This is a genomic window from Flavobacterium sp. GNP002, assembly GCF_054343795.1.
Genome location: NZ_JBTGUW010000001.1, coordinates 2,626,949 through 2,643,881, shown reverse-complemented (window position 1 = coordinate 2,643,881; position 16,933 = coordinate 2,626,949). Strand labels below are relative to the sequence as shown.

17 protein-coding genes are annotated in these 16,933 nt (G+C 34.4%); 16 read left to right on the top strand and 1 reads right to left on the bottom strand.

Annotated elements, in window-relative coordinates; translation table 11 throughout:
* The first annotated feature begins 1 nt into the window (after position 1).
* The 16 genes from ACXX80_RS11585 (at position 2) to ACXX80_RS11510 (ending at position 16,078) form a co-directional block, all read left to right on the top strand.
* On the top strand, positions 2–1,108 hold the full coding sequence (locus tag ACXX80_RS11585) for an NADH:flavin oxidoreductase (protein ID WP_458553309.1): 1,107 nt from the start codon (positions 2–4) through the stop codon (positions 1,106–1,108).
* A 383-nt stretch (positions 1,109–1,491) separates the two neighbouring features.
* Positions 1,492–2,553, top strand: coding sequence for an NAD(P)-dependent alcohol dehydrogenase (locus ACXX80_RS11580; protein WP_458553308.1), 1,062 nt, complete (start codon positions 1,492–1,494; stop codon positions 2,551–2,553).
* Between the two features lie 435 nt (positions 2,554–2,988).
* The gene (locus ACXX80_RS11575) at positions 2,989–3,834 is read left to right on the top strand and encodes an EamA family transporter (RefSeq protein WP_458553307.1); all 846 of its coding nucleotides are present in this window, start codon (positions 2,989–2,991) and stop codon (positions 3,832–3,834) included.
* Positions 3,835–4,043: 209 nt separating this feature from the next.
* The gene (locus ACXX80_RS11570) at positions 4,044–4,841 is read left to right on the top strand and encodes a sulfite exporter TauE/SafE family protein (protein WP_458553306.1); all 798 of its coding nucleotides are present in this window, start codon (positions 4,044–4,046) and stop codon (positions 4,839–4,841) included.
* Between the two features lie 324 nt (positions 4,842–5,165).
* Positions 5,166–5,567, top strand: a complete 402-nt coding sequence (locus tag ACXX80_RS11565) for a hypothetical protein (protein WP_458553305.1) — start codon at positions 5,166–5,168, stop codon at positions 5,565–5,567.
* Positions 5,568–5,789: 222 nt separating this feature from the next.
* Positions 5,790–7,205 carry an MBL fold metallo-hydrolase gene (locus ACXX80_RS11560; RefSeq protein ID WP_458553304.1) on the top strand — a complete coding sequence of 472 codons (1,416 nt, stop codon included), beginning with the start codon at positions 5,790–5,792 and terminating at the stop codon, positions 7,203–7,205.
* A 14-nt stretch (positions 7,206–7,219) separates the two neighbouring features.
* The gene (locus ACXX80_RS11555; protein ID WP_458553303.1) at positions 7,220–7,540 is read left to right on the top strand and encodes a rhodanese-like domain-containing protein; all 321 of its coding nucleotides are present in this window, start codon (positions 7,220–7,222) and stop codon (positions 7,538–7,540) included.
* A gap of 231 nt (positions 7,541–7,771) precedes the next feature.
* Positions 7,772–8,077: a DUF202 domain-containing protein gene (locus tag ACXX80_RS11550; protein WP_315208301.1), complete on the top strand. Its 306-nt coding sequence runs from the start codon at positions 7,772–7,774 to the stop codon at positions 8,075–8,077.
* Positions 8,078–8,184: 107 nt separating this feature from the next.
* On the top strand, positions 8,185–9,393 hold the full coding sequence (locus ACXX80_RS11545; RefSeq protein ID WP_458553302.1) for an MFS transporter: 1,209 nt from the start codon (positions 8,185–8,187) through the stop codon (positions 9,391–9,393).
* A 60-nt stretch (positions 9,394–9,453) separates the two neighbouring features.
* Positions 9,454–10,023, top strand: coding sequence for a TlpA family protein disulfide reductase (locus ACXX80_RS11540; protein WP_458553301.1), 570 nt, complete (start codon positions 9,454–9,456; stop codon positions 10,021–10,023).
* Positions 10,024–10,118: 95 nt separating this feature from the next.
* Positions 10,119–10,688: a YeeE/YedE family protein gene (locus ACXX80_RS11535; protein WP_458553300.1), complete on the top strand. Its 570-nt coding sequence runs from the start codon at positions 10,119–10,121 to the stop codon at positions 10,686–10,688.
* Between the two features lie 10 nt (positions 10,689–10,698).
* Positions 10,699–11,196, top strand: coding sequence for a DUF6691 family protein (locus ACXX80_RS11530; RefSeq protein WP_458553299.1), 498 nt, complete (start codon positions 10,699–10,701; stop codon positions 11,194–11,196).
* A gap of 73 nt (positions 11,197–11,269) precedes the next feature.
* A complete protein-coding gene (locus tag ACXX80_RS11525) occupies positions 11,270–12,283 on the top strand; it encodes a c-type cytochrome (protein ID WP_458553298.1) in 1,014 nt (337 codons plus the stop codon).
* Positions 12,284–12,292: 9 nt separating this feature from the next.
* Positions 12,293–12,718 carry a DsrE family protein gene (locus ACXX80_RS11520; protein WP_458553297.1) on the top strand — a complete coding sequence of 142 codons (426 nt, stop codon included), beginning with the start codon at positions 12,293–12,295 and terminating at the stop codon, positions 12,716–12,718.
* Positions 12,719–12,814: 96 nt separating this feature from the next.
* Positions 12,815–14,509: a bifunctional metallophosphatase/5'-nucleotidase gene (locus ACXX80_RS11515; RefSeq protein ID WP_458553296.1), complete on the top strand. Its 1,695-nt coding sequence runs from the start codon at positions 12,815–12,817 to the stop codon at positions 14,507–14,509.
* 138 nt (positions 14,510–14,647) lie between these two features.
* A complete protein-coding gene (locus ACXX80_RS11510; RefSeq protein ID WP_458553295.1) occupies positions 14,648–16,078 on the top strand; it encodes an OprD family outer membrane porin in 1,431 nt (476 codons plus the stop codon).
* Between the two features lie 364 nt (positions 16,079–16,442).
* Here the strand turns inward: ACXX80_RS11510 and ACXX80_RS11505 are convergent, their stop codons facing one another.
* Positions 16,443–16,889 carry a tellurite resistance TerB family protein gene (locus ACXX80_RS11505; RefSeq protein ID WP_458553294.1) on the bottom strand — a complete coding sequence of 149 codons (447 nt, stop codon included), beginning with the start codon at positions 16,887–16,889 and terminating at the stop codon, positions 16,443–16,445.
* Between the last annotated feature and the right edge of the window lie 44 nt (positions 16,890–16,933).

The window sequence follows — 16,933 nt, the reverse complement described above, 5'->3', positions numbered from 1 at the left end:
TATGAATACTAATAGTTTGTTTACGCCCTTCCAATTGAAGACGCTAAACCTTAAAAATAGAATTGTAATGGCGCCTATGACGCGCTCATTTTCTCCAAATGGAGTACCAACAGATGCTGTAGCGGCTTATTATCAAAAAAGAGCTGAAGGCGAAGTAGGTTTACTATTATCTGAAGGAACTGTAATTAATAGACCTTCTTCATCTAATGATGCCAATGTACCCCACTTTTATGGTGACCAATCTCTGGCAGGATGGAAACAAGTGATTGACGGCGTACATTCCGCAGGCGGACAGATGGGACCACAATTATGGCACATGGGAATCATGGACAATCACCATTCCGGTTGGGTTCCACCAGTACCTTTTGAAGGACCATCAGGACTAAACAGACCAAGTTTTAGCAATGGTACCACGATGACAACAAATGATATCGAAAATACTATTATAGCTTTTGGAAAAGCTGCCGCTGATGCCAAGAGATTAGGTTTTGACTGTATCGAAATTCATGGTGCTCACGATTATTTGATTGATCAATTTTTCTGGGATGCCACAAATCAGCGTACTGATAATTATGGTGGTAAAACCTTAGCAGAACGTACACGTTTTGCCGTAGAAGTGATTAGAGAAATCAGAAAACAAGTAGGTGAAGATTTTGCTGTAATCATGAGACTCTCTCAGTTCAAGCCATCGGATTATAACTTCAAACTGGCAAAAACACCTCAAGAAATGGAAGCTTGGCTTAGTCCTTTGATTGATGCTGGTGTCGATATTTTACATTGTTCACAACGCCGTTTTTGGGAACCAGAATTTGAAGAAAATGATCTTAATTTTGCAGGTTGGGCTAAAAAAATCACAGGAAAACCGACTATTACAGTAGGTTCTGTTGGGCTTTCTGGAGATTTCTTCGGAGCTTTTACAGGCGAAAGTTCACAACCTACCTCTTTGGATGAATTAACAAGGCGTTTAGACAGAGGTGATTTTGACCTTGTAGCTGTAGGAAGACCTCTTTTATCAGACCCGAATTGGGTTAGCAAAATAAAAGCAGGTAACAACGATCAACTAAAAGGCTTTAGCAAAGAAGCATTGAGTGAATTAGTATTAGAATAAATTAATTCAGCGAATTATAAATGATTACTTTCTAAAAATAAGTTTACATTATTTTATCAACTGCCTTAATCACAACAACTAAAAGAGAGACGTTATAGTAATTTCTCTCTTTTTTGTTTTACGAACAGCTCCTTTAACATAATAGGGTGTAATCCTTTAAAACATAGTTATTTTATAAAATGAATAACATAAAAAAATCACTGACTTTATAAACGAAATACACTTAAAATAAGCCCTGTCAAATTTAGAAATATTTGATATTCAGTAAACAATATTTTTTTTTATTACGCTAATAATCAAACTATTTACTAAATTTATTTAATTATAAATGATACGGTAAAACAAAAACTATAAATACTATTTTTTAATAAAACTCTTTAAAAATGAACACAACGACAAATGTAAAAGCTTACGGTACAGTAGCTGCCGATGCTCCTTTAAAACAAATGGATATCCAACGTAGAAATGCTACTGCAAAAGACATTGAAATCGAAATTTTGTATTGTGGTGTTTGTCACTCTGATTTACACACTGCAAGAAATGATTGGGGATTTACCACTTATCCTGCGGTTCCGGGTCATGAAATTGTTGGGAAAGTGACCAAAGTAGGAAATGAAGTTACTAAACTAAAAGTAGGTGATTTTGCTGCGGTAGGTTGTTTAGTAGATTCCTGCAAGACCTGTGATAATTGCAAACAAGATCTGGAACAATATTGCTCTAACGGGTGGATTGGGACTTATAATGGAGAAGATAAGCATTTGGGCGGAATGACTTTTGGAGGTTATTCTGAAAATATTGTAGTAGACGAAGACTTCGTTTTAAAAGTACCCGCTAATCTTGACTTGGCCGCTACAGCTCCTTTATTATGTGCGGGAATAACAACTTGGTCACCACTTCGCCACTGGAAAGTTGGAAAAGGAAGCAAAGTTGCGGTTGTAGGTTTAGGCGGATTGGGACATATGGCTATAAAACTAGCCAAAGGTTTAGGCGCCGAAGTTACTCTTTTCTCCAGAACACCAGATAAAGAAAAAGACGCTTTCGAATTGGGTGCAGATGCTGTTGTTATTTCAACTGATGAAAATCACATGAATGCTGTAAACGGAAAATTTGATTTAATCATAGATACCGTTCCTTATGTTCATGATGTCAATCCGTATGTAGGAACTTTAAACACTAATGGAACTTTGGTTTTAGTAGGTTATTTAGGTGGCTTGGAACCTATTTTGAATACTGTTCCAATGATTATGGGAAGAAAATCAGTAGCTGGTTCCTTAATTGGCGGAATCGCAGAAACTCAGGAAATGCTTGATTTCTGTGGGAAACATAATATTGTCTCTGAAATTGAAGTAATCAAAATCCAGGATATCAACGAAGCCTATGAAAGAATGTTGAAAAGCGATGTTCGCTATCGTTTTGTAATTGATATGGCTTCGCTAAAAAGCTAAAATACACACTACTTTTAGCCATACGCTATAATAGAATTGTAAAGAGAACGATGGTATTTATTTATATCATCGTTCTCTTTCTTGTTTATAAAACCAATGTTTTTTAAAGTTATTAATTGTTTGATTTTAGTACTATATTATATGACTGTCCGCTATTTGTACCAAGCTAGACTCTATGAGTAAAATTTAGCTGTATTGTCATTTCGACGAAGAAGAAATCACATAACGAGAGCAACTAATGAGATTTCTCCTTCGTCGAAATGACAAAATAAAATACATTGGTATTAGTAACGGAGTGTCATATAATTTATTAAAATTAGCATATTAGTCTTCAAAAGTCATTGCTCTTGATTTTTATTGTTCTATGATTGTTTACAACATTACCAACTTTAAATTATAAATTTTGTAGTTTTACCCGCCTATATTCAACCCTTCATGAAACTTAAACAGATCAATATTCCTCCCTTACCTGCTGTACTTTTGGCAATCATAAGCGTGCAATCTGGGGCAGCAATAGCGAAAGGTCTTTTCCCTGCTATTGGCGCTGCCGGAACAGCTTCTTTAAGAATTGGTATTTCAGCATTGATCCTATTGGCAGTTTACAGGCCAAACCTAAAAAAAATAACTGTTGATCAATGGAAATTAGTAATCCCCTACGGTTTGTCTTTGGGTGCAATGAACTTGATTTTTTATCTTTCAATTGAAAGAATTCCCATTGGACTTGCAGTCACGCTGGAATTCATAGGTCCATTATTAGTCGCTGTTTTGGGTTCAAAACGCACAATAGATTTTTTTTGGGTACTTCTTGCTGCAGCTGGAATCGTTTTGATTGCTCCATGGTCAAATAATGGATTAGATATTCTAGGGGTAGTCTTTGCTCTTTTGGCTGGTGCACTTTGGGCGGCTTATATAATATTAGGAGGGAAAATTTCAAAAATAATGAAAGGTGGAGATGCTGTTACTATAGGAATGTTATTTGCTTCTATATTAATTGTTCCTTTTGGAATTCTAGGAAATGGGTTAAGCAACCTTACTCCTCAACTTTTAGGATTAGGAGTAGCTCTCGCTTTATTATCCAGTGCAATTCCTTTTACATTAGAAATGAAAGCACTGGGACAACTTCCTGCTCGCACCTTCAGTATTTTAATGAGTTTAGAACCTGCTGCCGCATCAATTTGTGCTTTTATATTTTTACAAGAATACCTTACTTTTAATGAAATTTTAGCGGTAATTTTTGTGGTAATAGCTTCTGCTGGATCAACAATTACCTCAAAAAGATAAACTGTTAACCGTTTGTGTCTAATTATTCAGAACTTAAGTTTTATATTTTTTGTAAAATGAAACAAAAAAAAATACATCTGTTATAAGTATTTTTGGTTGATAAACATTCCTGATAAATTTATTTTTTGAAAAAAAATTACCAATGTGATAAATGTTACTGTACGTGGAATTTTAACTGACAATCTTTGCAGTATAAAATTTTACAACTTATGGAATATATCGGTTATTTTACATCAATACTCATTGGCGTTGCTCTAGGATTGATTGGCGGTGGCGGCAGTATTCTTACCGTACCCGTTTTAGTCTATTTATTTGCTATCGAACCCGTTATAGCAACTGCTTACTCTTTATTTATTGTAGGGCTAACAAGTGCTGTGGGTACTGTGGGCTATTTCAAAAAAGGGTTGATAAATATCAAAACGGCTATTGTTTTTGGCATTCCGTCAATTATTGCTGTTTTTACCACAAGAGCTTTGATTGTTCCTGCAATTCCAAAAGAAGTGTTTTCTATAGGAGAATTTATAGTTACAAAAAACCTGTTGATGATGCTACTTTTTGCCGTAATTATGATTGCCGCATCATACAGCATGATCAAAAAAGATAAAAAAATAATCGCCGAAAAGTCTGAAGTGCAAAAATTCAATTACCCACTCATACTTATCGAAGGAGCAATTGTTGGCGTTATCACAGGATTAGTGGGAGCCGGTGGCGGTTTCTTAATTATTCCGGCATTAGTTGTATTGAGTAAACTTCCTATGAAAGAAGCTGTTGGGACTTCATTAGTCATTATTGCTGCTAAATCGTTGATTGGTTTCTTTGGAGAAAGTGGAGAAAATGTAATCAATTGGCAATTTCTTCTTACCATTTCAGCATTTGCAATTGTTGGAATTTTCATTGGAACAGCATTATCTAAAAAAATTGATGGCAACAAACTCAAACCTGCCTTTGGTTGGTTTGTTTTAGTGATGGGAATCTACATTATAACCAAAGAGCTTTTTCTAAAATAAAACCTGTAGTACTAAAAGTCAAAAATAAGTTGAATTGTAAGAGTCATTTTAGAACCAATATCCATCTCCTTTTAATACTAAAATCGGGATGGATTTTTTAGTTATAATTGTGCTTTACAAAAAATAACATGCTCCATATCTGAAGAAAAACATAGTAATAAACCTATTTCGTAAATAAATAATTAAAAAAAATGTTTTTTTTAGTTGACTCATTCAAAGGATTATAAACCGTTTAATAATTGCCAAAGCATTTTTTAACAGAATGCAAAAAGCAACCTTTCATTCTCTTTAACATCCTTAGAGTAACAAATAAATTTAATAATTATGAAAAATTTCAGATTACAAGCAGCAGTCATTGTATTATTAGTTTCAACAGCTTTCACATCATGTAGCGATGATGACAACACACCAAATTTAGTTACTAAAACTTCATTAGTAACAAAAGTTGAAGGCGCCGTAACAGGAGACATAAATGTAGAAGTTCCATTAACTGTGACTTTTTCAGTGGACAACAATTGTGGATCTTATAACAAGTTTATCGAAACTGCAGCTGCAAACACAAAAACGATTGAAGTTGAATCTAAGTATGAAGGAGCTGATTGCGGAACGACGCCAACAAGTAAAACTGTTGTTTACAAATTCAAATCTACTGCTGTAGGAACCTACAATTTAAAATTTAAAAAAACGGCTACTGAGTTTGTAACGCATACAATAGTTATTGATTAATTTTTTAGTTTGGTTAATTAATAATAGAAACACCAGTTGAATAGCTGGTGTTTTTTTATTTTTTAAAAGTAGTTATGTAGTGCAACCCACCGAAAACACACGATTAATATTTTAAAATTTCACAATAGCAGCAACTTTTTTTGTTGTGTAACATTTGTCACTATCTTCTTTAAATTCATGCTATATCTTTGTATTATAATTTAATAAAGAAAATTTAAGAATATGAAAATAGAACAAATATATACAGGATGTTTAGCACAAGGTGCTTATTACATTACTTCAAATGGTGAAGCTGCCATAATTGATCCGCTACGTGAAACTGAACCGTATATGGAAAGGTTAGAAAAAGACGGTGTGAAATTGAAATACATTTTCGAAACCCATTTCCATGCTGATTTTGTTTCCGGACATTTAGATTTAAGTAAAAAAACAGGCGCGGCAATTGTTTATGGTCCCAATGCCAATCCTGAATTTGAATTTATTTCTGCCAAAGACAACCAAGAATTTGCAATTGGTAACATCAAAATAAAAGTGTTGCACACGCCTGGTCACACTATGGAAAGTACCACATACTTATTAATAGATGAAAACGGAAAAGAGCATGCCATTTTCTCTGGAGATACTTTATTTATTGGTGATGTTGGCCGTCCAGATTTAGCTCAAAAAGCAGCACACATGACACAGGACCAGTTGGCAGGTCTATTATTCCATTCGTTAAGAGACAAAGTAATGACACTGGCTGATGACGTAATCGTATATCCGGCTCACGGTGCGGGTTCTGCTTGTGGAAAAAACATGAGTAAAGAAACTGTTTCAACTATTGGCGAACAAAAAGCAACAAATTATGCTTTGCGCGCTAATATGACTGAAGCCGAATTTGTGCAAGAAGTTACGGAAGGTTTGTTACCTCCACCAGCCTATTTTGGGATGAACGTTGCCATGAATAAAAAAGGGATTGAAAGCTTTGAAAATGTCTTCAATAACGGAATGAGAGCAATTAATGCTTCTGAATTTGAAACTGTTACAGAAGAAACCGGTGCTTTAATCTTGGATACGAGAGACAATGGTGATTTTGCAAAAGGATATGTGCCTCAGTCTATAAACATTGGTATCAATGGCGATTTTGCCCCTTGGGTAGGTGCTTTGATTGCCGATGTTAAACAACCAATCATTTTAGTCACTGCACCAGGATTCGAAGAAGAAACTGTAACGCGCTTAACCCGAGTTGGATTTGATAATTTAATAGGACATTTAGAAGGTGGCTTTGAAGCTTGGAAAAAAGCCGGTTTTGAGATCGACACTGTAAATCGCATCACGGCGGAACAATTTGGAAAAGAAGTCAAAATTGGTGAAAGCAAAATAATCGATGTTCGTAAAGAAAGTGAGTATGAGGCAGAACATGTTGATGAAGCCTATAGCCGACCATTAGCGTACATCAATGATTGGGTAAAAGACATCAATCCTGAAGAACATTTTTACATGCATTGTGCCGGAGGATACCGCAGCATGATGGCCGCATCAATTTTGCAAGCACGAGGATATAGAAACTTTACAGAAATCGAAGGTGGTTTTGGAGCGATAGCTAAAACTACTGTCCCTAAAACTGATTTCGTTTGTCAAAGCAAAGTATTAAAATAATAAAACAAATAATCATGTTCGGAATTTTTAAAAATATGTTTTCAAAAAAAGACACCACACAAATGGAAAAATTACTAAAAGAAGGTGCGTACCTTGTTGATGTTCGCACACCTGCAGAATTTGCAGAAGGTCACGTAAAAGGATCAACAAATATTCCTTTGGATCAAGTACCCAATCAATTGGATCAATTTAAAGGAAAAGAGCATATTATTGTTTTCTGCCGAAGTGGGAATCGCAGCGGTCAAGCCAAAATGAGTTTGGAACAAAACGGTTTTAAAAATGTCACTAATGGCGGTACTTGGATGGATGTGAACGAAGCAATAAATAAATTTTAAATACTATTAAAGTAGCGTGCCGTTTAAAACAAAAAAGTACTTGTTTTAAACGGCACGTTTATTTTTTTATAAATCGAAATTTGATACAATTATTAGAAAATTTTATTTTCCAAATTGATTCAAATAAAGAAGTAAATTTGATTATCTTTTAAGAGATACTAATGAATTTATTCCTTTGAATTTAACAAAAACTATTGAACTACCTTTTGAATTTAATTCAAAAAAACGGATATGAAAGACACAAAAGCAATAAACAAAGACTTGATTTTAAGAGAAAGATTAGCGTTACAACGAACAGTGCTAGCGAATCAATCTACTTTTCTTGCCTTCCTGAGAACGGCAATGTACTTTTTAATTGCAGGATTGAGTTTGCGAAATTTATTAAAAGTGGAAAATAGTTTCCTGATTGAAATTGCCCTTTTTGTCATTTCTTTCGTGATATTTTTACTTGGAACTCTAAACTATTTCAAGCATAAAAAATCCATTTCCGAAAACAAAAAACACATTGGCGATTACCAATTAGAATATTATGAATGATTCCTTTACAACTCTTTATAATACCTTCTCCCCTATGCTCCATCAAGAATAAATTGAAAAATATTGATTTTTTTTGGACTAAAAAATGAACCATTCAACAATAGAATATGAATACTAAGAAAATTGGATTAAAGGAAAATTGGAAACAATTTACCATTTTGGTAATCGTAAATGCTTTTGTTGGTGGAATGATAGGAATGGAAAGAACCATTATTCCAAAATTTGCTGAGATTGAGTTTGGTATAGCTTCAAAAACGGCTATTCTTTCATTTATCACCGCATTTGGTATCACTAAAGCCATTACCAATTATTTTACGGGCAAGTTGGCGAATCGCTTTGGTCGAAAAAATCTGCTTTTATTTGGTTGGATTCTGGCCATACCTATTCCCTTTATTTTAATTTATGCAGAATCTTGGAATTGGGTGATTTTTGCAAATATCCTTTTGGGCATTAGTCAAGGACTCACTTGGAGCAGTACTGTGGTGATGAAAATTGATTTGGTAGGAGAAAAAGATCGCGGGCTAGCGATGGGACTTAACGAATTTGCCGGTTATTTTGCCGTTGGGCTAGTTGCTTTTCTATCGGGTTTTATTGCTGAAAAATATGGCATTACGCCCTACCCTTTTTATCTGGGAATTGGAATTTCGATAATTGGTTTTTTATTGACTTTGTTTTTTGTGAAAGATACAAGAGTATTTGTACAGCAAGAAAACATGACCAATACAACTGAAAAATTAGATAATATTTTTCTGGAAACTACTTTCAAAAACAAAACGTTAAGTGCAGTAACCCAAGCTGGATTAGTCAATAATTTGAATGACGGTATGATTTGGGGGCTTTTGCCTATTGTCTTACTTTCGTTGCACTACAATTCACAAAACATTGGTGTTATAACTGCCATTTACCCCACCGTTTGGGGTTTTGGACAATTGATAACCGGAAAAATGTCAGACATATATTCGAAAAAAAAGATGCTTTTTTGGGGAATGTTACTACAAGGAATTGCGATACTTTTTATTCCATTTGCAGAACAATTCTATCAATTGGCTACCGTTTCAGCCTTTTTAGGTTTGGGAACGGCTTTGGTTTATCCTACTTTTTTATCAGCCATTGCCCAAGCCACAAATCCAACTCAAAGAGCTGAAAGTATTGGTACATTTAGACTTTGGAGGGATTTAGGTTATGCGATAGGTGCCATTATTTCAGGAATAACTGCTGATTTATTTGGAGTGAATTACGCTATTATATTGATTGGTGTCATCACCATTGTATCGTCACTGATTATTAAAATCCGAATGCCGAAAGACTCTTTATAAAAAGCAAGCCGCAAATTTTAATCTAAAATCATCTCTTTTTAGAGAACAACAATTAAAAAAATGGAACCAAAAAAATCAAAAAAATCGACTATTCAAAATATTGTTTTTATCGTATTAATAGCACTTCTTTTGTTTAGTCCTTTGGGCACTTTTGTAAAAGTACAACTGAACCGATTAATTGCTTTTTCACCTAAAACTATTGCAGTAACAGAACAAAAAATCCTTTCCAGTTATCAATGGCAATTAAAAGATGCCACCGGAAAAACTGTGTCATTAGAAGCATACAAAGGAAAAATAATATTCATTAATTTCTGGGCCACATGGTGTCCGCCTTGTATTGCCGAAATGCCAAGCATTCAAAAATTATATACTGATTATCAGGACAAAATGGTCTTTTTGTTTGTGACAACAGATTCTTTTGACAAAGCAAATGCTTTTATGGTCAAAGAAAATTTGACTCTTCCCGTTTATCAATCACTAAGCAATCCTCCAGTAGAAATGGAATCTTCAACAATTCCGGCAACCTATCTTATTAATCAATCAGGAAATGTAATTGTAGCTAAAATTGGAACAGCTAATTGGAATAGTGATTCGTTCCGAGAAAAGTTAGATGAGTTATTAAAAAAATAAAATCAATGTCATTTTTAACTTTTTTTTCTTGTGTGACAAAAGTAACATAACTACTCATTTATAAATATAACCTTTGTAGTAACAAAAATATAAATATGGGAATTTTAGAATTAATCAGAGAACCTTGGCCTTGGTATATTGCCGGCCCATTAGTTGGACTTACAGTTCCGGCTTTGTTAATTATTGGCAACAAATCATTTGGTATTAGCGCCTCATTACGTCACACTTGTGCCATGTGCTTACCGGCAAACATAAAGTTTTTCAAATATGATTGGAAAAAAGAAATCTGGAATATGTTTTTCGTTTTCGGTATTTTATTAGGTGGTGTAATTGCCTTTAGTTTCTTATCAAATCCTAATCCAATTATCATTGATGGAAATCTACAAACCGAATTGGCAGGCTACGGTATTACTGAAATTTACGGAATGTTACCAGAACAATTATTCTCGTGGGAAAGTTTGTTTACACTCAAAGGATTTTTTATGATGGTCATTGGTGGCTTTTTCATTGGTTTTGGTTCTCGTTATGCGGGAGGTTGCACCAGTGGTCACGCTATTTCTGGTTTGTCTAATTTACAAATACCATCATTGATTGCAACATGTTGTTTCTTCATAGGCGGATTGATTATGGCAAACATTATTTTACCATTTATTCTTTCACTTTAAATTACTAATTATGAATATAAAAGATCAAAATACAGATTTCGAAACGCGTTCCTTAGACACGGTTTGTATCAACGAGAGTCAATTGGAACACAGGTGGTACCATAATTTAAAATACTTAGCCATTGGTATTTTATTCGGTATTGTTTTCATCAAAGCAGAAATTATCAGTTGGTATCGCATTCAAGAAATGTTCCGTTTCCAATCTTTTCACATGTATGGCGTTATAGGAAGTGCCGTTGTAGTGGGAATAATATCCGTTTTTCTGATAAAAAAATTCAATATTAAAACCATTTATGGAGAAAAAATTGAGTTCCATGACAAAACCTTCAACAAAGGTCAGATTTATGGTGGACTCATCTTTGGATTAGGCTGGGCAGTAACAGGAGCTTGTCCTGGACCGTTGTTTGCACAAATTGGAACGGGTGCAACCGTGATGATTGTAACCCTATTTTTTGCAATAGTAGGAACTTGGGTTTATGGCTATTTTAGAGATAAACTGCCTCATTAATAAATTTATGATTCCAGAAAAACAAAATATCGTCCAATTTAAATCGCTTGTAAAAAGTCTGATTTATCTCTTTATGACTATGATTTTCTTAGTCATGGGGTTGTTCTTGCTTGTGTTTTTCAATTCATCAATCACCGCTTGGTTTCAAAATAGTGGATCGGATCTCGATTCCCTGTATGTTGAAGCAGAGAAAAAAGTGATTTTACAAAATGAAATGGCAAATTTCTGGAAACCAACTGATATCAAACTTATTACCGATGCAACATTAAAGCAGGAAGTGGAATATGGCAAAGATTTAATTGCACATACGGCTAAATATTTGGGCCCAAATGGTAGTTTGAAACAAATCACTAATGGCATGAATTGCAACAATTGCCACTTAGATGCCGGAACAAAACCTTGGGGAAACAATTATGGTTCCGTATATTCGATGTATCCAAAAATGAGAGCACGAAGCGGACAAGTGGAAGACCTTTATAAAAGAGTCAATGATTGTATGGAACGAAGCTTAAATGGCCAGCCTCTGAAACGAGACGAGAAAGAGATGAAAGCTATGATTGCGTATATAGAATATATTGGCAGTAATGTTCCCAATGGCAAAGAAGCAAATGCCTCCGGAATCTATGATCTCGAATATTTAGATCGTGCAGCAAATCCTCTTAAAGGGAAAGCACTCTATAATGCCAAATGTGCGAGTTGTCATCAAGTGAATGGTGAGGGAATTTTAGCAGTAGATAAAAAAGAATATACGTATCCGCCACTTTGGGGCAAAAATTCATACAATAACGGGGCGGGGCTTTTTAGAATCAGTCGTTTTGCGGGCTACATAAAATACAATATGCCTCTAGGAGCAACCTATGAAAACCCTCAATTATCTGATGAAGAGTCCTGGGATATTGCAGCTTATGTGGAAAGTCTGGACAGACCATCGAAAGATTTAAGTCAAGACTGGCCTAATATTTCAAAAAAACCAGTGGATCATCCTTTTGGTCCTTTTTCAGATTCGTTTACGGAAGCTCAACATAAATTCGGACCTTTCAAACCTATAAAAGAAGAAAAAACGAAAAACGAAAAAAAACAATCTTAAAACTCAATTATGAAAAACGGAACGCTTTTATTTATTCTTGTATTTAGTATGATTTCAATTGCTGCATTCGCACAAAAAAAACCGAACAACCACAAAATTGTTTTTCAGTTTACCAATGCCACTGATACTTTACAACAGAAAGCAATTGTAAACCAGCTAAAAAATATGACAACGCATTGGCCAAATGCCAAATACGAAGTTGTGATTCACAGCATGGGTTTACCATTTGTAATGTCTGAGAAATCAAAGCAAATAGGAGCAATCAAGGCACTTAAGGCTAAAGGTGTTCGTTTTTTAGTATGTGAGAACACGATGAAAAGTCAAAAAGTAAGCAAAGATCAAATGATTCCGGGAGTAGAATATGTACCGGTAGGAATAGCCGAAATAGTTGAAAAACAAGAACAAGGCTGGACGTACATCAAAGGCGGATTCTAAAATAAGAATGTAACTATATTTTGCATCTAGCGACACCATAGATTTAACTATAGTTTTTCCTGTAAAATTTGCTATTAACCTGAAAACCTAATAACCATGAGCAATAACCGAAGAAATTTCCTTAAATCAGTTGGGACTTTAGGTCTGGGTGCTGCCATTATTTCGCCTATTTCCGCTATTGCAAATACAACTCAGACGGAAGAAATAAACTTGGATACAGCAATTGACCGAAGCAAACCTCAAGCAATTTCTATCCTTCAAACTACCGATGTACATTGCCAAATTCATCCGCATGATGAGTTATTTTGGGAAAATGACAAAGTAGTTTTTAGAAAAACGGGCGGATATGCTTATATGGCAACTTTACTGAAACAACTTAAAAAGAAAAACCCAAATTCCTATCTTATAGACACCGGCGATATGTTTCAAGGCAGCGAATTAAGCGTGGAAACAACCGGTGAAGCTTTTGTTCCCATTTTAAATGCGTTGCATTACGACTTGTATCTTCCGGGAAATTGGGAAGTAATTTACGGAAAAAGAAAAATGCAAACCTTAATGGGTTCTCTCGATGCCCCAAAAATTTGCACTAATATGTACCATGATTTAGGGGAAGGAAAACGAGGAGAACTTATTTTTCAGCCGTATACGATTTGGAAAATTGCTGGAGCAAAAATTGGTTTTTTAGGATACACAGATCCTTTGGTACCATTGCGACAAAGTCCAAATTACAGCAAAGGAATCTTATATACCAATCCCGAAGAAAATCTAGCTCATTATGTGGATGTGCTAAGAAATCAGGAACAATGCAGTTATGTAATTATAATTGCACATCTAGGTTTATCCCAGCAAATAGCATTGGCAAACCGACCAGAATGTGAAGGTGTAAACTATATTTTAGGTGGTGATACGCACGAAAGAGTCCGAAAACCTATTGTTTGTAAATATTCGAAAGTGGTAGAACCGGGAGCATTTGGTTCTTTTATTGGAAAATTAGATTTGACAATTTTGAACGGTAAAGTCATTGAAGACAATTATGAATTAATAGAAGTTGATTCTCCAAAAATAACACCAGATGCTACAATCGAGAAATTATTAAAAGAAAAGGAGGCCGTTTATCACGAAAAAATCAATCAGGTTATTGGTTACAGCACGATTCCTTTGTACCGCTATTTTGTGGTGGAAAATCCTATTGACACGATGATTCTGAATGCACTAAACTGGAAATTTCCTGAAATAGATATTAATCTTTCTAATGGATTCCGTTTTTGTCCACCAAAAACTACTCCGGACGAAACTGGAAATATTCCAATTACAAACGGATTTATCTTTGATATGCTTCCCGTGGACAGCACTGTAAGAACCGCTAAAGTAACTGGAAAACAATTGAAAAACTGGCTCGAAAAAGAATTAAATAATGTCTTTGCGCAAGATGCTTCAAAACGTTTTGGCGGTTGGGTCGTGAAATTCAAAGGAATGGAAGTAGAATTTAACGCTTTTGCAGAAATGGACAAAAGAGTGCAAAGTATTACCATAAAAAATATTCCAATCGATCCTGAAAAAATATATACTATCATGGCATGTGAACGTGATGGCGATCCTGTAGATATGCTTTGCAGAATGAAAGGCGTTATGGATGCCAAAAATACAACTTCAACCTTACATACGGTAATGAGAGAATATTTAAAACAGAATTCTCCCGTAACGCCAACGCCCGAAAAAAATGCTATAATTCTGGATGCTGCAGAAACACTGTTATCCCAGGTTACAGGTGTTGATTATACTTTCAGATAAAATTTAAGTCGTTAAGTCTAACGTTATAAAGCCGAATATATAAAACATTCGGCTTAGTTATTTTGGGTCAATGTGATAAAAGTTACTTCCCATTTATATTGATGGGATTATTTTTGTACCAAATCTAAACCTTCAAAAATGAAAAAATTTTTCGCAATAATTTATATACTTACCTCCCTCCTTTTTTCTATAAATACAAAAGCGCAACACCAGGAAGTTTCAGAAAAGCCAACAGTTTGGAAAGAAAAAAGCAACGAAAAAATTGATTCCACGTCGATCTTAAATGCTTTCAAAAAGGGAAATTTCAGTGGACATTTTCGCTATTTTTTTATGAACACAAATAATGAAAAGGGATTGTCTGATTATTATGCGAATGCCCTTGGCGGAGGCGTGAAATTTGAAACTGCAAAATTTTATAATTTTCAATTTGGCGTAAGCGGCTACTATATTTTTAATATTGGTTCCTCTGATTTTATTGAAAAAGATTCCATCACCAATGCACCAAATCGATATGAAGTGGCACTTTTTGACATTCAAAACCCATCAAACAAAGACAATTTAAGTCGGTTAGAAGAATTGTACTTGAAATACAATTATAAAAATTCGAGTATAACCATCGGAAAACAGCTCCTGAATACTTCCTTTGTAAACCTACAAGACGGCAGAATGCGTCCTACCGAAGTAAACGGAATTTGGGTAGATTTTAATGAAATCAAAAAAACTAAAATTAATCTGGGCTATCTCTACGGAATCTCACCACGAAGCACGTTAAAATATTTTGAAGTGGGAGAATCAATAGGAATCTACCCAGCCGGAGCGAATCCTGATGGAACAAAATCTGATTATGCTGGGAATCTGGACAGTAACGGAATTTATATATTTGGTGTGCAAAACGAATCCATACAGCATCTAAAAACACTTTTATGGAATCAGTACGCGGAAAACATATTCAATTCGGCATTGTTCCAAATGGACTATACCTACTCTTTAAATACAAACTCAAAACTGCTTTTTGGGTTTCAGACGATATACCAAAACGCGCTAAATTTTGGTGGAAATCAAAATCAAAGCAAAACTTATTTTCAAAAAAATGACAACTCACAAACCTTTGGCGGAAGGCTCGGTTGGAAAAATAAAACGGTGGAGTTAACTGTAAACTACAACCGAATTACAGCCAAAGGAAGGTATTTAATGCCACGAGAATGGGGACGAGATCCTTTTTATACATTTATGCCAAGGGAACGCAATGAAGGCTTTGGAGATGTAAATGCCGTGATGACCAAAATACAATACACAAATCCTAAAAAAACATTCAAATCGCAACTTGCAGTTGGTTATATTAATTTACCAGATGTGAAAAACGTTGCATTAAATAAATACGGTTTGCCTTCTTATGTGCAGACTAATGCTGACATTCGATATGAATTTCAAGGATTCTTAAAGGGTTTTGATACACAACTATTGTATGTTCACAAATTTAATGTGGGTGAAACTTACGGTAATAAAAATGATGTTTTTAATAAGACAAACATGAGTACTATCAATTTTATTGTCAATTTTAATTTTTAAAACCCTTTTAATCCAAGTGATAAAACTTCATTATCAAATAATTCAGCAGTAAATACAACAAAGTTCCTACCACAGCAAGTGAAATGGCAAAGCTAATCAGGTTGAGCACGATATTAGGAATAAACTTCAATCTAGGATGTGTGATGAAAGGCTCCCGATGCAGTCTTTGGTGAATATTTTCCTTAGCTATTTTGATTTTCTTTTTGATAATAAATAATTTTTAAAGACAATAGTGATAAAATTGTCATTATTGTTTTGTGGTTTACTATTTTGAATACTCTAAATTACGTAATATTTTTAAGATAAAGAAGTTATAAAATAGATTTAATCTGCTTTAAGTATTGACTATATGAGAAAAGCCGGTTCATATCCCTTTGATATTTCCTTTATTTTTCAAGAAAATCACTTCAATTATTTTACTGGTCATTTCTGCATCAATTTTTAACCGATTTGATAAAATTTCGATCACATTTTTTTCTTCTTTTTCCAATGTTCCGTCAGCAAGCAATACTTCTAATGCAAGAGCAAATAAAGTTTCTTTATCCTCATCTTCAACTAGTTCACAACAGGCTGAAATGTATTTCAATTGCCCCAATTCCGTTCTTAAATTGAATGATTTTGCATAAAGAGGCGCAATATCAATTCCAATAAATTTTTGTTTAGAATGCAACAATCTTGATAATGATGCTTTTTCCGAATCCGTAATTTGGTTATCTGCAGATATACAAGAGTATAAAATTCCAACCCAAGCTTCAAAATCAGAGCTTACCTGATTTTGGCTACTATTATTTTTATCTTCAAATGAACTCATATTTTTTATTTTTTGTTAAAGTTACTGCTAACTTTCCTACACAT

What these genes read in the sequence shown, in the direction of transcription:
- ACXX80_RS11585 (WP_458553309.1), top strand. Translation starts at nt 2, where the DNA reads ATGAATACTAATAGTTTGTTTACGCCCTTCCAATTGAAGACGCTAAAC.
- ACXX80_RS11580 (WP_458553308.1), top strand. Translation starts at nt 1,492, where the DNA reads ATGAACACAACGACAAATGTAAAAGCTTACGGTACAGTAGCTGCCGAT.
- ACXX80_RS11575 (WP_458553307.1), top strand. Translation starts at nt 2,989, where the DNA reads ATGAAACTTAAACAGATCAATATTCCTCCCTTACCTGCTGTACTTTTG.
- ACXX80_RS11570 (WP_458553306.1), top strand. Translation starts at nt 4,044, where the DNA reads ATGGAATATATCGGTTATTTTACATCAATACTCATTGGCGTTGCTCTA.
- ACXX80_RS11565 (WP_458553305.1), top strand. Translation starts at nt 5,166, where the DNA reads ATGAAAAATTTCAGATTACAAGCAGCAGTCATTGTATTATTAGTTTCA.
- ACXX80_RS11560 (WP_458553304.1), top strand. Translation starts at nt 5,790, where the DNA reads ATGAAAATAGAACAAATATATACAGGATGTTTAGCACAAGGTGCTTAT.
- ACXX80_RS11555 (WP_458553303.1), top strand. Translation starts at nt 7,220, where the DNA reads ATGTTCGGAATTTTTAAAAATATGTTTTCAAAAAAAGACACCACACAA.
- ACXX80_RS11550 (WP_315208301.1), top strand. Translation starts at nt 7,772, where the DNA reads ATGAAAGACACAAAAGCAATAAACAAAGACTTGATTTTAAGAGAAAGA.
- ACXX80_RS11545 (WP_458553302.1), top strand. Translation starts at nt 8,185, where the DNA reads ATGAATACTAAGAAAATTGGATTAAAGGAAAATTGGAAACAATTTACC.
- ACXX80_RS11540 (WP_458553301.1), top strand. Translation starts at nt 9,454, where the DNA reads ATGGAACCAAAAAAATCAAAAAAATCGACTATTCAAAATATTGTTTTT.
- ACXX80_RS11535 (WP_458553300.1), top strand. Translation starts at nt 10,119, where the DNA reads ATGGGAATTTTAGAATTAATCAGAGAACCTTGGCCTTGGTATATTGCC.
- ACXX80_RS11530 (WP_458553299.1), top strand. Translation starts at nt 10,699, where the DNA reads ATGAATATAAAAGATCAAAATACAGATTTCGAAACGCGTTCCTTAGAC.
- ACXX80_RS11525 (WP_458553298.1), top strand. Translation starts at nt 11,270, where the DNA reads ATGACTATGATTTTCTTAGTCATGGGGTTGTTCTTGCTTGTGTTTTTC.
- ACXX80_RS11520 (WP_458553297.1), top strand. Translation starts at nt 12,293, where the DNA reads ATGAAAAACGGAACGCTTTTATTTATTCTTGTATTTAGTATGATTTCA.
- ACXX80_RS11515 (WP_458553296.1), top strand. Translation starts at nt 12,815, where the DNA reads ATGAGCAATAACCGAAGAAATTTCCTTAAATCAGTTGGGACTTTAGGT.
- ACXX80_RS11510 (WP_458553295.1), top strand. Translation starts at nt 14,648, where the DNA reads ATGAAAAAATTTTTCGCAATAATTTATATACTTACCTCCCTCCTTTTT.
- ACXX80_RS11505 (WP_458553294.1), bottom strand. Translation starts at nt 16,889, where the DNA reads ATGAGTTCATTTGAAGATAAAAATAATAGTAGCCAAAATCAGGTAAGC.